Source organism: Corynebacterium sp. HS2168-gen11, assembly GCF_024834075.1.
Lineage (GTDB): Bacteria > Actinomycetota > Actinomycetes > Mycobacteriales > Mycobacteriaceae > Corynebacterium.
In genome coordinates this window covers 174,415-188,421 of record NZ_JANUXR010000001.1, presented here as the reverse complement: position 1 = coordinate 188,421, position 14,007 = coordinate 174,415, and the positions used below count along the sequence as shown (strand labels likewise).

Genomic DNA, 14,007 nt, shown 5'->3' with positions numbered 1-14,007 from the left:
CTAAGATAAACTGTGACGTCGCACAAGATTAAGGGACAGATCACTATGGCAGAACTTTTCCATTCCAATCCAACCACTGAGAAGGTGAAACCTCACGGTTGGCCGATCGGTACATTTGAGCATTACGAGACTGCGCAACAAGCAGTGCAGTACTTGGACGAACATGGCTTCGATGTCACCATGGTAAGCATCGTTGGTCTGGATTTAATGGAAGTACATCGTATACTCGGCAAGCTGAACTGGTTGAGCATTCTTGTGTCGGCTGCACTCACAGGTGCTGCTATTGGTGCGATAGCGGGAATAGGCCTTTCAATTCTTCAAGAAGAATGGTTCTTCTCGATGCTCATTGGTATTGGCGGCGGCATCATTGCATTGATGTGTGTTTCTGCGATCCGTTATGTTGTGCACGGGCAGAAGCCAATGTTTGTTACTGAAACTGCGTTAGTTGCACAACGATATGAAATTATTTGTGAAAGCAGCCAGGCTCGTAAAGGTCGTGAAATACTTGAGGCGTTTGTCCAACGCGTATAAGTAAAGTTCGCTAGGGTAAAAGCTAAAAGATTGAATCGTTCAAGGAGACGAATACAGTGATGAAACTGCCACGGGGGGTACTTTCTGGTCTCGGTCTTGCGATGTGTACGTTCGTCATTGCAGCTGCTGTGGACGGTCGTTACCTTGAAGTGTTTGAACCGCAACGTAGTCAACGTCCTGATGAATCACGCATCATCTTAGTCACTGTTGAATCGGATCAAGATAAACATTTAATCCTCGGTGAATTGTATCGCCAAGGACTTGAACGCCACGGACGCCAAGTTTCTCTTTCGTTGGAAGCTGTTGGTAGCACAAGTTCGCGATTTCGTTTTTTAGAAGCTGATGCGAATGTTGCAATTGTATGTACCGGTTCATTATTGGAGGAATTAAACCGACCTGCAGCAGCCGAGCTAGTTGCGAAATTTGAACGCGAGCATGCCGATTTTCATCAGCAGCGTGAAGAACTCTATGCAGCAGTGATGGCGCAATTATCTGATCATCTCAATGCCGCAGATCCATCGAATGCCATTGGCTGTCATGATTCGAACACACAACTTCCAGAGCATATTTTGCCGCTGTATCAAACTTCTGTGCTCGATCGTGACGAACGAAATGTGTTAAATATCATTTCTGGTGCAATTACGAATGAGCGCCTTGATGCGATGGTCGCACAATTAAAAAACGGCTCTGCGCGCGAAGTCGTCGCTAAGTTCTTAGATGCTCAAGGTCTAGAGTTTTAACGATTCATCCCATACTGCACGTGTAAGTCAGATTAGTGTAGGTGCACGCTCAACACTCAATCAAAGATCATGCATGCTTTGCGACGCTGCCGAGTCGTGTGCACGTCAAGATATACCGGAAAATTCGTGCACTGGCACATATTCATAAGCTTTGGATAGATATGGCACGTGAATATACATAAACGCTGGTTATCACTACTGAAATAGCAATGATAACCAGCGTTTGTTTATGCAAGATTAGTCAGCGAATGCTTCGTTGAGCAGTGCTTCTTGCTCGACAGCGTGTACCTTTGACAAACCAGTTGCGGTGGAAGCCTGTGCACGACGCGAGATGCGCTTGAATGGCAGCAGGTTCGGGATCAACTCACGCAGATGTTCATTCAGGAATGGCCATGGACCTTGGTTTGCTGGCTCATCCTGGCAGAAACGAATTTCTTCTGCGTTTGGATACATGCTGAAGGTTTCGCGCAAGCGGTTGAATGGAATTGGGTGCAGCATTTCGATACGCACGATTGCAACATCGTCGCGGCTATCTTTTTCTGCTCGCTTTGCCAATTCGTAGTACAGCTTGCCAGAGACCAGCATGATCTTCTTGACCTTATTCACATCACCAATGATCGCGCCATCACGGTTGACGAAGCGTGGATCATTGATCACAGCCTGGAACTTCTTGGTCTCAGTGAAGTCTTCCACGCTGGAGGTGGCAGCTTTCATACGCAGCATTGACTTTGGCGTGAAGACCACCAATGGGCGCTTCAAGTTGCCCAATGCGTGACGACGCAGCAAGTGGAAGTAGTTTGCTGGGGTAGAAGGCTGTGCCACGGTCATCGTACCTTCAGCACATAGCTGCAGGTAGCGCTCGATACGAGCAGAGGAGTGGTCTGGGCCTTGGCCTTCGTAGCCGTGTGGCAAGAGCAAGATTACTGAAGATGTCTGGCCCCACTTGGTTTCACCGGAAGAGACGTACTCATCAATAATCGTTTGGGCACCGTTCGCGAAGTCACCGAACTGTGCTTCCCATGCCACCACTGCATCCGGGTTACCCACAGAATAGCCGTATTCAAAGCCCATGCCAGCGTACTCAGTCAGCGCAGAGTTATAGACCAAGAACTTGCCGCCATTGCCCTTCTTTTCTGCTAATTCATGCAAGCCGTTATATTCTTCGCCATTGGTTGGATCGAAGACTACAGCGTGACGCTGCGTGAAGGTACCACGGCGGGAATCCTCACCTGCCAGGCGTACCAGCTTGCCGGAATTTGCCAAGGAGGAGAATGCAATTAATTCGCCCCAGCCCCAGTCAATTCCGCCTTGGGTGGCAGCTTCCAGGCGCTTCTTCGCGACTGGCGCCACACGTGGGTGCAAGGTGAAGCTTTCTGGTACCTGCGCGTATGCTTGCGCAATTTCGAGCAGGTCAGCTTTGGTGATATTAGTTTCCAAGCCGTGTGGCAGCTGCTGTGCAGCGGTAATGCCTTCTTGCTGGGTAAAGGCTGCTTTTTCAGCTTCCTTCACTTCATTGAACACAGATTCCATTTGATCATGGAAGTCGCGTGCAACCTTCTCGGCATCTTCTTTGGAAAGATCGCCACGACCAAGCAAATCTTCAATGTACTGGTCACGAACGGTCTTGCGGCCTTCGATCAATTCGTACATCTTTGGCTGCGTCATCGAAGGATCATCAGCTTCGTTGTGACCGCGGCGTCGATATGCAATTAAGTCAATAAATACGTCCTTGCCGAACCGACGACGGTATTCGGTTGCCAGCTGGCCAACCCAGACAACAGCTTCTGGATCATCACCGTTCACGTGGAAGATTGGGCAGCCGTAGGCCTTTGCAATATCAGTTGCATAGTGGCTCGAACGTGAAGAATCTGGTGTAGTGGTAAAGCCAATCTGGTTATTGACCACAATATGAACCGTACCGCCAACCGTGTAGCCGCGCAGCTGTGCCAAGTTAATGGTTTCTGGCACAATGCCAAGTCCAGCAAAAGCTGCGTCACCGTGGAGCAACAGTGGCATAACGGAATAACCGTTCTCGCCCTTATCCAGCAAGTCTTGCTTTGCGCGTGCAATACCTTCCATCACTGGGTTCACAGCTTCCAAGTGAGATGGGTTTGCTGTCAAGGTGACCTTAATTTCACCGTCACCAAACATCTGTAGGTGGGTGCCTTCTGCACCTAGGTGGTACTTCACGTCACCGGAACCACCAGCAGCCTTGGATTCAATACGGCCTTCAAACTCAGTGAAAATAGTTTTCAGTGGCTTGCCGACGATGTTGAACAGCACATTCAAGCGTCCACGGTGTGGCATACCGATGACAACTTCATCCAAGCCTTGACCAGCTGCGGTATCAATTGCCGCATCCATCATTGGGATCAACGCTTCAGCGCCTTCAAGAGAGAATCGCTTTTGGCCAACGTACTTTGTTTGCAGGAAGTTCTCGAATGCTTCGGCAGCGTTGAGCTGCTGCATAATGTACTTCTGTTCTGCACTGGTTGGCTTTGGCATGCCCTTTTCCAGGCGATCTTGCAGCCAGGTGCGCTCGTCGCGGTCCAAGATGTGGGTGTATTCGAAACCAACCTTCAAGGTATATGCGTTTCGCAGTACTGACAGTACGTCGCGCAAGGTCATGGTTTCTTTGCCAGCAAAGCCGCCAACGTGGAAGGTACGATCAAGATCCCAAATAGTCAGGCCATGGGTTTCGATGTCCAAATCGCGGTGATCTGGTACTGGCATACCTGGCTGAACCCAACGCAGTGGGTTGGTATCGGCAATCAGGTGGCCGCGAGAGCGATATGCCTCAATTAATTGCATCACGCGGGTGTTCTTATCCAAACCAGTGTTTGGTAAGTCTTGTGCCCAACGCATTGGTGCATATGGAATGCCCACAGACTCGAAGATGTCATCCCAGAAGGAATCATCGATAATCAGGTGGCTAATGGTGCGCAGGAAGTCGCCGGACTCTGCACCTTGAATGATGCGGTGATCGTAGGTGGAAGTCAACGTGACTAGCTTGCCAACGCCAAGTTCTGCCAGACGGTCTACCGATGCGCCAGCAAATTCTGCTGGATAATCCATGGAACCGACGCCAATAATGGCACCTTGTCCCTTGGTTAAACGTGGCACAGAGTGGCGGGTACCAATGCCGCCTGGATTCGTAAGCGAAACCGTAACGCCAGCATAATCATCCATTGTGAGCTTGCCGACGCGAGAACGTTTCACAATATCTTCATATTTGGCAACAAATTCCGCGAAGCTTAACGTTTCGCATTCCTTAATGGCTGCAACCACAAGTGCACGAGTGCCATCTTTTTGTGGCAGATCGATGGCCAAGCCTAAGTTAATATGCTCTGGAACTACGATAGTTGGTTTGCCATCGATGATCTCATAATGGTTGTTCATATCAGGATGGGCCATAATCGCCTTGATCAGGGCATATCCTAAGATGTGTGTGAAAGAAACTTTGCCGCCGCTGGTGCGCTTGAAGTGTGCATTAATAATTGCACGATTTTCAAACATCAATTTCACTGGCATATCGCGAACAGAAGTTGCCGTTGGAACTTCCAAAGACTCGTCCATGTTCTTTGCGATTGCCTTAAAAATGCCTTTCATTGGCTTTTGGCCAGCAGCAGGTAAATCACTAATTCGGGACAATGGTGATTGCTGCATCTTCCGTGCTGTCACCTGTTGTTGGGCAGCTTTTGCCTCAGCATCTTCGCGGTGCTGATCAGCTTTAGTTGCAAAGGCTCCTGTGGCAGGGGCAACCGGGTTGCCTGTAGCTGGTGCCGAGCTGGCAGGAGGGGTTGGTGCGGTTCCAGCTGCGGCAGCGGTAGAACGTGCCTGAGGTGATGAACCACTTTGTTTTTCAAAGAGCGTTCGCCATTCCGGATCTACTGACTGTGGATCGTGTTGGAACTGCTGGAACATTTCGTCGACCAGCCATTGATTTTGACCGAAAGTACTAGCGCTGCTCACGGCAGATGCTCGCCTCATTTCTTTGTGAAAGGTTTGTTCATCATTTCGCAGATTTATAGCTCACTACAGGCTAATAGTTTTAGGCTACTTGCTGCAATGGCATTCATGATCATTTTAGGTGTCTGTGTTATCAGTTTCACAACTTTTTTATAAACAGGTATTTTAAAGGCCGCTGGCCTGCCAGAGTGTGAGATAACTACCCCCGAAAGGATGTAGTGGGTGGGGAATTGATGTGAAGAAGATGTCACCGTGGAGTCGTCGATAAGCGTCAAAAGTCAGGTTTGCGACGTATGATGCTTGTCTGCGACGATTCAAAAATGACCTTATTAAAATATGGCATAGCTCACTTGAATGTATGGCTGTGAACGTTACCTCAGTATGAGTGGGTGGCGGATAGGGGGTGGCCTGAATGCTTAAGATCATGTTCACATAGTGGGGGAGTCTGTGAGGTAATCTTGCATGGCTGCAAGTTAGTGATTGCTAAAAATGCTTTCCAGCAATCCTTGCGGTGGGTTGCGTTTTAAGCGCGAATTTCGCCAGTATGCGATTGAATCGGTCCCATTGCTTTATGAACATGCTTCACAACGGTTCGTGCAAGCTTTTTATTTGCCATAGAACCTGCCACGGCGCCAATGCCAAGTGGCAATAATTTGCCCAGCCAGGACATGTGTAGCGACTTGCGCAATTGCTTCACCGCTAAGGTGACGACTACACCGTTGAAATCGACAAGCTTTGAGGTGCTTGCATGCTTCACGACGCCCATGAGTGAATCGTTTAACAATAATGCCTGGCTAAGTGCAGTGCCTTCCGAACCAAGCAAAGCGATGATCACTAATGCTTTGCGACGCTCCGGATCATCAATATCAACTCCCCGAAGATAACCAGAGGCAACTGCGTAGGTGGCAGCAGCGTCGAGGAAGAATAGACTTTCTGCACTGACTGCCGCAGCACCAGTGAAAAGCCCAACACCTGGTATTGCCGAGGTTAATCCCACACCAGCACCTGAACCTGTCACCGTTTGAATAAAACGACGATCAAGATGTTTTTGAATCTCTGCAGGAGTGCTTTCTGGGTTTTTCGTTTGCAACCAGTCGACATATTTCTTGATGACACCGGACTGTAGATTGACAGCTTTTTCTAAAGATTGAATAAAAAATTTCGCCATAAATCCTTTATCAGCCAGAATCGCATTGGAGTTGGAATCTAAAATAGAAGTAATGGTTGGGTTGAGTTTAGCCATGATGATGTTCTTTCATATTTATTTAGCATTTGTATCTTCTAGCGTAGTGAGAATTTCCGTTACGTGCAGGAATCTTGTTGTGGCGAAAGTATAAAGTCGGTCGATGGTACTGCAGAATGAAATACCTGAGGATGGCTGATGTTGGGGCAAGAATATCGGTGATAGGTCAGTGGCAGGTTGTGAGGGCTGGTAGTTTGTGAGTGAGCAGCAGATGCGAGGAATGTTTCACGCGTGTGCTGTGATGCGATTAGCAAGGTAATAAGTTTGAACGATGCTGCTTTGTTACTGTATTACTACTGCGTCGCTAGTGGCGAGTGTTGGGTATCGTGAAGAATAAAAGTGGTAAAAGATGGGAAGATGAACACTGCGGCCTATTTTTTATCCCGATGCTGATCGTTACAAAACAGATATTTCGCAGGTATGTCATGATTTTGGTGTGTACAGAACAAAATTGAGATAAATCAATGGAGAAAATGTGTACCCAAAGTTCTCAGTTACCGCTACGCTTATAGTTATCTGCAAGTAGCAGTGTCCGTTCCGGCTTTGACAAGGACGTATAGAAGATCATGAGCTTTTTTGAAGATATAGCCAATGCCTTAGATGCAGACGGTATTGAGTCTCGTGTCCATAACGATATTTTGTTCGTTCCAATTTCGCCGGAATTAGAAGTGCAGTTTCATGAAATTGATCCGCTTCTGCCTGCAGCGAATGTATATATTGCAACTGCGGATAGTGAAGACGATGATTTCGACGCAGTATTGACTTCGGTAGTCTTTTCGGTTGAAGATGCAGTGACCACCGTTGCTTCGTATGTGGTTACTGATCAAATTGTCACCGTGATGCGTGATCTGCTTGAAGGCACTGATGAACGCATCGAGGATATTGAATTTGAACAAGGTATCGACTCCGATAACACTGTCTGGGCACCATTGACTGATTCTGGTGTGCTGCGAGTCGGCTTTGATGTTGTCGACCAAAATCCAGTTGCACATGTGTCTTTTGAAACCGTTGGTATTGGATTTGAAGATGCATTGGAAGACGCACAAGAGCTCGCGCTGGAGCGGGCACAAGCGGCTGGCATGAACGAGCGTGAGATCGCCGAATTGCTTGAAGAGCTGACAGATGCCCTGATCGAAAACCGTGTAGAAACCCTTGAACTTGGCGTTTTTGATGATTTCGATAAACTTTTTGATGTTATTTCTCTTGCCGCGGATAATGCTGAACTGTGGGAAAATCAGCTGGGTGCGGTTATTGATGAAGACGAAGCAGAACTCTACGATCTTTTCGGCACTGATGACGAAGATGATGACGATGACGAGTTTTATTTCGAAGACGCAGAAGCGCTTGAAGCCTCTTTCGATGACGAAGACGATGCCGAAGATGCATAAGCATTTCTGCTAATCCTATTGCGCTGTTGACACTCACTGGATTCTGCTTAGGTTTTGCGAATCCGGTGAGTGTTGGCGTTCAAGACCCCCTATAGGCGGTAGCTATGAGTATTGACGTAGTATTCGATTGCGATACCGGCATCGATGATGCAGTGGCATTGTTGTATTTGGCTGGATTACACCAGCTTGGCGAAATTCGACTGCAAGCCGTGACCACCACAGCTGGTAATGGCGATGCCGAACAATGTGCGTGGAATACCAAATTTTTACTCGATCTCGTAGGCCTTGCCGACATCCCCGTTGCATGTGGTAGCAAAAAACCAATAGCGCTCGCCTTGACGACGACGCCAGAGACCCACGGGCCAACTGGTTTAGGATACGTCACGGTTGGTGAACAAGAGATTCGATACGATTGGCAACAACTCTGGCATGAATATCTCAAGGATGACACCTGTTTAATTGTGACAGGACCTGCCACCAATCTTGCCACATGGTTACGTAGCCATCCTTGGCCAAAGCATATAACGCTTATGGGCGGCAGTTATTTGTATCCAGGAAATACCACGCCAACTGCCGAGTGGAATAGTTGGGTGGATCCGCATGCAGCGAAAGAAGTATTTGACGCAGCACTTCAGCGGCATCCAATCACAGTGTGCTCATTAGGCGTGACCGAACAATTTTTGCTGACTCCTCCTGAACTTTCTTCGCTCGTGGAATACATAGGAGAGCATCCTGTAGCTCAGGTTCTTATCGATTCGTTACGTTTTTATTTTGAATTTCACGAACAGCAACAAGAAGGTTATCAAGCTCAGATTCACGATCTTGTGACATGCATGGTGGCACTTTCAACGGCCCAATATTCTGCAACCGCTACGACAGTTGATGTCGAAACAGAATCATCGTTATGCCGAGGAACAACAATTGCTGATTTCAAGGGACATTGGAATCGCGAACATGGAGTTTCACTCGTGACAGATATCGATATTGCGCAAGCACATGAAGAATTAGCGCGTGTTATGAAAGCGTTGGGAAAAATCTTAGCGATGCGCTAGAGTACTGGGATAGTCAGAGTACTTAAGCTACCTACGAGGTGACATAGTAGGTACGCCAAATATATATATTGGCAGGGGATTTTGCCTGCAAGAATACGTAGAGGAACGGATGTCACGCTTACCACTGATTCATAAAATTTATACCGTTGCAGGCACTCTGTTGATTTTCGCAACCTGGTTGTTTTTGGTCATTATTCGTCCAATTTCATGGGAAAGCGCAATTCACTCACCAGCGGCTACAGTGACATTACTTGGCTATCTTGGTGGTGCAATCTTCCTGCTTATGGCAAGTGTGCCGCATCTTCGCGCACAAGCATTAGCGTTGATTCCAATCGCCTTGGCTATGAACATTATTACTGGCCAAGTTGTGCATGCCTTCGGTATTCCTTTGTATTTGGATTCAGTTGGTACTGTTTTTGTTGCATTATTGCTTGGTCCACTTGCAGGTCTTGCTACTGGGATTATGACAATTCTGGTGTGGGCAATGATGAATCCATCGGTCCTTCCTTTTGCCGCCATTAGCGGATTGGTGGGTGTACTTGCAGGTCTTGCCGCTCAACGCAATTTACTCCGTACACCTGTGCGTGCAGCTCTGGTAGGAGGAGGTGTCGGAGTTTTGACTGCGGCATTTGCCGCCCCAATTGCAGCGTTTGTGTATGGTGGTACTGCAGGTCTTGGCACTGGTGCTGTTGTTGCGCTCTTTCGAGAAATGGGAAATTCTCTCCTAGGTGCGGTTACCTTGCAATCATTGCTTTCTGATCCATTAGATAAAGCCATTGTGTTTGCATTAGCCGTGGCAAGTTTGAACAAATTACCGCTGAGTGTGCGAAGTTCTTTTCACACGAATGCCGACATTTCCGAACACTGAGGCATAGATGGAATCACGGTTGCATCCTTGGACGGTCATAAGCCTTGGTGTGGCAAGTTGCATTGTTATTTTTGGGCGCAATGATCCGTATACCTCCGCGTTGATCTGTGGGGTGGCGTTGGCCTGGGGAAGCTGGAACACACGAACACCAGCATTATTGGCAACAGTTGTTGGTTTTGCCTTGCCAGTCGGACTTTCGATTGCAATTATTCATATTCCCTTTGGAGATATACAGATTGCCCCGTTTATTACCAGTGACGGCGCGCGAATAGCTGGAGCCCTCATTATCAGAATTACCGCAGTGATCGCTGCGATATTAGCGTGCCTGACGGCTGTGACGATTCCAGATCTTGTCAAAGCTATGCAAGGCAGTTGGCTCAACCACAAAATTGCGTATTTGTTGGGAGCATCGCTGCAATTTTTACCTCATGCTCGTGAAATTTTGAACAATATTTATCAAGCTCATGAACTTGCAGGTGTAAAAATCCGGGCACGAAATGTTGTTTCGCTTGTGGTTATTCCACTATTTATGCACTTGTTTACTGCGGCACATCATCGTGGTGTTGCATTAGCAGTGTTGGGTGTGGATGCAAGTGGTAAGCGTACTGTTATGCGAGCGATCCCAGATAGCTTTGCTGCTCAAATCATGAGAATCGGTGTACTGTTGGCTGCTTGTTTGGTGGTGGCATTATGAGCGTGCAATGGTTGTTCAGCCAAAATATTGGGCAAAAGGCATACCAGCATGCTCAGCGATTGCCTCATTCGAGTTATTTAGGACCAGATCCAGCGGTATATATCAGTTATCTGCGAGCTACTGTTGCTGAAGAATTGGCATTTGCCTTAGAGCAACGTGGTCAAGAAGCTGCAGCGATGGAACATGTTGTACAGCAGATTGCAACCAGCCTTGGCATTGTTAAACTTTTAGAACAAGATCCAACGAAGCTTTCTGGTGGACAAACTCGACTTGTGGCTTTAGCAATGGTTATTTTAGTGGGTGCTCCGCAGATGGTGGTAGAGCAGCCATGTGATGGTCTTGATCCATATGCGATCACCCGTGTGCTTGAGGTATTAGCAGAATATCCAGGTGAAGTCTTCGTCTATAGTGCTGCAGAGATACCAGGAATCTCTGGGATATGGATGGAACCACCGCAGACCTATGAGTTGCCACAACGTATTCAGTGCAGTGAACCTGGTGTGCCGATAGTATGTGAGCAGTTACAAGGATTGAAATTGCGGCGTAGGTTTTTGCGAGCACCGGTAGTAGAGTTCACAACCCCCACTATTGATCTTGTCCTTCAAAGAGGGCAGGTAGTATGGCTTGCTGGTGCAAATGGGATTGGTAAAACCACCATGTTGCAACAGCTTGCTTTGCACCCACCGCAAAATATTACGGTCGCATATGCAACACAGCGTGCGATTGATCATATTGTTGAGACAACGGTTGCTGCGTATCTTGGCAGTGAGGCTGCAGCAGTTGCGTTAGACCTTGAGCCGCAGATGCATCCATTAGATTTATCTGCAGGTCAGCTTCGTCTTGCACAAATTGCTCGTACGCTTAAGCGCGAGGTTGATCTGATTATTCTTGATGAACCAGATGTGTGTTTAGAAGCCTCGATGGGCAAATTCCATCAACTATGCGCTCAAGCATTAGCGAGACCTTACCCGCCAGCAATTATTTTGACATGCCATAAACAAACTGTCATTACTGAGATTCAACAGTATGCGACGGTGGTGACTGTTCAATTAGGCGGCACTGCGCGAATCGAATAGTGCTTGAGGGGAGTGCATCGGCTGGAAGTGACTGTCGACTACCCATGCGAACATGAACTGGTCGTCGTCGGGAAGCAAATGGACGCAGTCTATGTAATCTTCCCCAACGATGTCCGTAATCCACTGATGGCAGACACCAAAATGCCCTCGGCCATTTTCAAAACTGGCAATGACTAAATAAGCAGGGTTTCGATATGGTTCAAGCACTCGTATTGATTGAGCAGCAACACTTCCAACGCGATAACGCTGCACTTGGATTGACAGCGAATGTTTCGTCAGGCTCGGCAAAGCATGTGTTGGGGGGTGCCATTTTGGCGTATGACGGGTCAATGAACGAGGGTGGTGGATCATTGTTTGAATGTTGCTAATAATTTCATCACGATTCAGACTGTTGTTCGATTTTTGAATCTGCAGCGTACCAGTTGATCTCGTTCGAGAGGTCCAGGAGAAAAACTTGTGTGTGTTCATGGTGTGCACTGTAGCGGTATGGGATAACGTCATACTTCAAATATAGAACACTTGTTCGACAAGTCAAGGGTTAGTTGAAAAATTTTTTCCTGCCGCTGTTATAAGTTTTAAAAGGTGCGAGTAGCCTGAATGCAAACACTATGATGTGACAATGGTGCTATTCTGGCGAACTCTCGTACTCGCGCGATACGCCGAATCTGCCAAATGGAAGTAGTAACGCAACTTTTATGACCAATCCGAATCGAACACCGCAACAACCACAACAATTGCACTCGCAAGAATCTCAATCACGCCTTTCTGGTCTCACTGAATCCCAGGTAGATGTACCAAGCGACGCATCTGCATCATCGCCAACAAAGATTCCGCATGAGATCTATGTACTTATTTCGGCAGGATTTATCATTGCGCTTGGATATGGCTTTATTGCACCAATTTTGCCTCAATTTGCCACTTCCTTTGGGGTTGGCATGGCTGCAGCAGGCTTGGTTATCTCGGTGTTCGGCGGAGTACGGCTACTGTTTGCGTCTGTCTCTGGCAAGCTCGTCGAACTTCTAGGTGCACGCTGGGTGTATGTGACAGGCTTGCTGACGGTTGCCATTAGCACCGGACTTGTCGGTGCAGCTCAACAGTTTTGGCATATGGTCCTGTTTCGAGGCATTGCAGGTATCGGATCAGTAATGTTTACAGTTTCGGCGATGGGATTAATCGTCAAACTCTCACCACCTGATATTCGCGGACGATGCTCATCAGCATATGCTTCTAGTTTTCTTTTTGGCGCAATTCTAGGCCCGCTCGCAGGTTCGTCACTTGCGTTTTTGGGTATGCGTTTACCATTTATTATTTATGGCAGTTTGCTTTTGGTTGCAGCCGCTGTGGTGTATATGAAACTGCCGAAAAACATCGGAGCGCTTGAGCCAAATAATCAGCAACAAACACCGGTTTCCCTTCGCGAATTACTGAAATTACCTGCTTATCGCGCTATTTTATGTGCGAATTTCGCCAATGGATTCGCAAATTTCGGTGTTCGTGTTGCAATTATTCCATTATTTGTCTACGCAAGCTTTGAACATGGCGGCGCAAAAGCCGGATTCGTACTTTCCGCACAAGCTGTTGGAACTGCAATTGCCCTGCAATTTTCAGGACGGCTCTCCGATCGAATCGGCCGCAAACCCCTTATGATCGCAGGACTTAGCACTGCCGCACTTTTTACTGCCGTAACTGGCTTTACGACGCATTTCATTGTGCTCCTAGGTATTTCCATCATTGCCGGATTCGGTAATGGCTTGTTCAATCCGGCTCTTCAAGCAAGTCTGGCCGATGTCCTTGGCGGTAAGCGCAATGAAGGAAGGGCAGTAGCCACCTTTCAAATGGTGGCAGATTTAGGGGCAATTGCAGGGCCAATCTGTATCGGCGCTGTAGCGCAACTATATGACTTCACTATTGCCTTCTGTATTACAGGTGCCGTTATATCCTTCGCAGCACTTCAATGGATCATGGTGAAAGACACATTAAAGAAATCTTCATCCTAAAACGAGGTGAAATGCTAAGTCTCTTTTAAACGGCAGATGCTTTGAGCGCAGAAGTAACAATCCAGTCATCATTGCGGTCAGATTATTGCCGAAAAAGGTACGTGAAAACCAAGGCAATAGTGACGTCGATTCTGCAGCGACCAGCGGCAATAGTTCTGGTTGTCGCATTAATCAAATTACGGCAGCTGGAGACGCTATAGAAATATGCATGTGCCGTTGGAGTAGTGAGGTGGCGTTGGCATGATACAAAACACAAGAGATCTTTTCGATAGTGAATGAGTTGTTGTATTAAAAATCTTTGATTGCAAGATTGCACACGCAGCTTTATCTATAGGTATCTGACCAGCAAATTTTCTGTCACTAAGACAATGCACAAGCATTGGCAAATATGGAAGAATCTGCACATGTCAAGGCTATGGGTCGATTTCTGTAATTCGCCTTTCCCGAAT

The 14,007-nt window shown here is 47.4% G+C and carries 11 protein-coding genes; 8 read left to right on the top strand and 3 right to left on the bottom strand.

Going from position 1 to position 14,007, the window contains the following annotated elements:
* Positions 1-45 precede the first annotated feature (45 nt).
* Both NXS99_RS00770 and NXS99_RS00765 read left to right on the top strand, forming a co-directional pair.
* Positions 46-531 carry a general stress protein gene (locus NXS99_RS00770; protein WP_259286760.1) on the top strand — a complete coding sequence of 162 codons (486 nt, stop codon included), beginning with the start codon at positions 46-48 and terminating at the stop codon, positions 529-531.
* A 59-nt stretch (positions 532-590) separates the two neighbouring features.
* Positions 591-1,271 (top strand): hypothetical protein, encoded by a 681-nt coding sequence (locus tag NXS99_RS00765; protein WP_259286759.1) that lies wholly within the window; start codon positions 591-593, stop codon positions 1,269-1,271.
* Positions 1,272-1,508: 237 nt separating this feature from the next.
* Here the strand turns inward: NXS99_RS00765 and NXS99_RS00760 are convergent, their stop codons facing one another.
* Positions 1,509-5,195 carry a multifunctional oxoglutarate decarboxylase/oxoglutarate dehydrogenase thiamine pyrophosphate-binding subunit/dihydrolipoyllysine-residue succinyltransferase subunit gene (locus tag NXS99_RS00760; protein WP_396124790.1) on the bottom strand — a complete coding sequence of 1,229 codons (3,687 nt, stop codon included), beginning with the start codon at positions 5,193-5,195 and terminating at the stop codon, positions 1,509-1,511.
* A gap of 568 nt (positions 5,196-5,763) precedes the next feature.
* Positions 5,764-6,483 (bottom strand): EcsC family protein, encoded by a 720-nt coding sequence (locus NXS99_RS00755; protein WP_259286757.1) that lies wholly within the window; start codon positions 6,481-6,483, stop codon positions 5,764-5,766.
* A gap of 566 nt (positions 6,484-7,049) precedes the next feature.
* Between NXS99_RS00755 and NXS99_RS00750 the strand changes: the two genes are divergently transcribed.
* The 5 genes from NXS99_RS00750 to NXS99_RS00730 all read left to right on the top strand — a co-directional run bounded on the left by NXS99_RS00750 (position 7,050) and on the right by NXS99_RS00730 (position 11,561).
* Positions 7,050-7,871 carry a DNA primase gene (locus NXS99_RS00750; protein ID WP_259286756.1) on the top strand — a complete coding sequence of 274 codons (822 nt, stop codon included), beginning with the start codon at positions 7,050-7,052 and terminating at the stop codon, positions 7,869-7,871.
* 104 nt (positions 7,872-7,975) lie between these two features.
* The gene (locus NXS99_RS00745) at positions 7,976-8,923 is read left to right on the top strand and encodes a nucleoside hydrolase (RefSeq protein WP_259286755.1); all 948 of its coding nucleotides are present in this window, start codon (positions 7,976-7,978) and stop codon (positions 8,921-8,923) included.
* Between the two features lie 109 nt (positions 8,924-9,032).
* Positions 9,033-9,791, top strand: coding sequence for an ECF transporter S component (locus NXS99_RS00740; RefSeq protein ID WP_259286754.1), 759 nt, complete (start codon positions 9,033-9,035; stop codon positions 9,789-9,791).
* Between the two features lie 7 nt (positions 9,792-9,798).
* Positions 9,799-10,485: an energy-coupling factor transporter transmembrane protein EcfT gene (locus NXS99_RS00735; protein ID WP_259286753.1), complete on the top strand. Its 687-nt coding sequence runs from the start codon at positions 9,799-9,801 to the stop codon at positions 10,483-10,485.
* Complete coding sequence (locus tag NXS99_RS00730; RefSeq protein ID WP_259286752.1) at positions 10,482-11,561, top strand: hypothetical protein; 1,080 nt, start codon at positions 10,482-10,484, stop codon at positions 11,559-11,561. Before NXS99_RS00735 ends, NXS99_RS00730 begins: the two co-directional genes overlap by 4 nt.
* Here NXS99_RS00730 and NXS99_RS00725 read toward each other — a convergent pair.
* The gene (locus tag NXS99_RS00725; RefSeq protein WP_259286751.1) at positions 11,535-12,029 is read right to left on the bottom strand and encodes a hypothetical protein; all 495 of its coding nucleotides are present in this window, start codon (positions 12,027-12,029) and stop codon (positions 11,535-11,537) included. The two genes, NXS99_RS00730 and NXS99_RS00725, sit on opposite strands and share 27 nt — an antisense overlap.
* A 227-nt stretch (positions 12,030-12,256) precedes the next feature.
* On the opposite strand from NXS99_RS00725, the gene NXS99_RS00720 reads away from it, so the two are divergent.
* Positions 12,257-13,558, top strand: coding sequence for an MFS transporter (locus tag NXS99_RS00720; protein ID WP_259286750.1), 1,302 nt, complete (start codon positions 12,257-12,259; stop codon positions 13,556-13,558).
* Positions 13,559-14,007 lie beyond the last annotated feature (449 nt).

Bases quoted from the DNA above. Each gene is read 5' to 3' on its own strand.
- NXS99_RS00720 (WP_259286750.1), top strand. From the start codon at position 12,257: ATGACCAATCCGAATCGAACACCGCAACAACCACAACAATTGCACTCG.
- NXS99_RS00765 (WP_259286759.1), top strand. From the start codon at position 591: ATGAAACTGCCACGGGGGGTACTTTCTGGTCTCGGTCTTGCGATGTGT.
- NXS99_RS00730 (WP_259286752.1), top strand. From the start codon at position 10,482: ATGAGCGTGCAATGGTTGTTCAGCCAAAATATTGGGCAAAAGGCATAC.
- NXS99_RS00760 (WP_396124790.1), bottom strand. From the start codon at position 5,195: ATGTTCCAGCAGTTCCAACACGATCCACAGTCAGTAGATCCGGAATGG.
- NXS99_RS00745 (WP_259286755.1), top strand. From the start codon at position 7,976: ATGAGTATTGACGTAGTATTCGATTGCGATACCGGCATCGATGATGCA.
- NXS99_RS00755 (WP_259286757.1), bottom strand. From the start codon at position 6,483: ATGGCTAAACTCAACCCAACCATTACTTCTATTTTAGATTCCAACTCC.
- NXS99_RS00725 (WP_259286751.1), bottom strand. From the start codon at position 12,029: ATGAACACACACAAGTTTTTCTCCTGGACCTCTCGAACGAGATCAACT.
- NXS99_RS00735 (WP_259286753.1), top strand. From the start codon at position 9,799: ATGGAATCACGGTTGCATCCTTGGACGGTCATAAGCCTTGGTGTGGCA.
- NXS99_RS00740 (WP_259286754.1), top strand. From the start codon at position 9,033: ATGTCACGCTTACCACTGATTCATAAAATTTATACCGTTGCAGGCACT.
- NXS99_RS00750 (WP_259286756.1), top strand. From the start codon at position 7,050: ATGAGCTTTTTTGAAGATATAGCCAATGCCTTAGATGCAGACGGTATT.
- NXS99_RS00770 (WP_259286760.1), top strand. From the start codon at position 46: ATGGCAGAACTTTTCCATTCCAATCCAACCACTGAGAAGGTGAAACCT.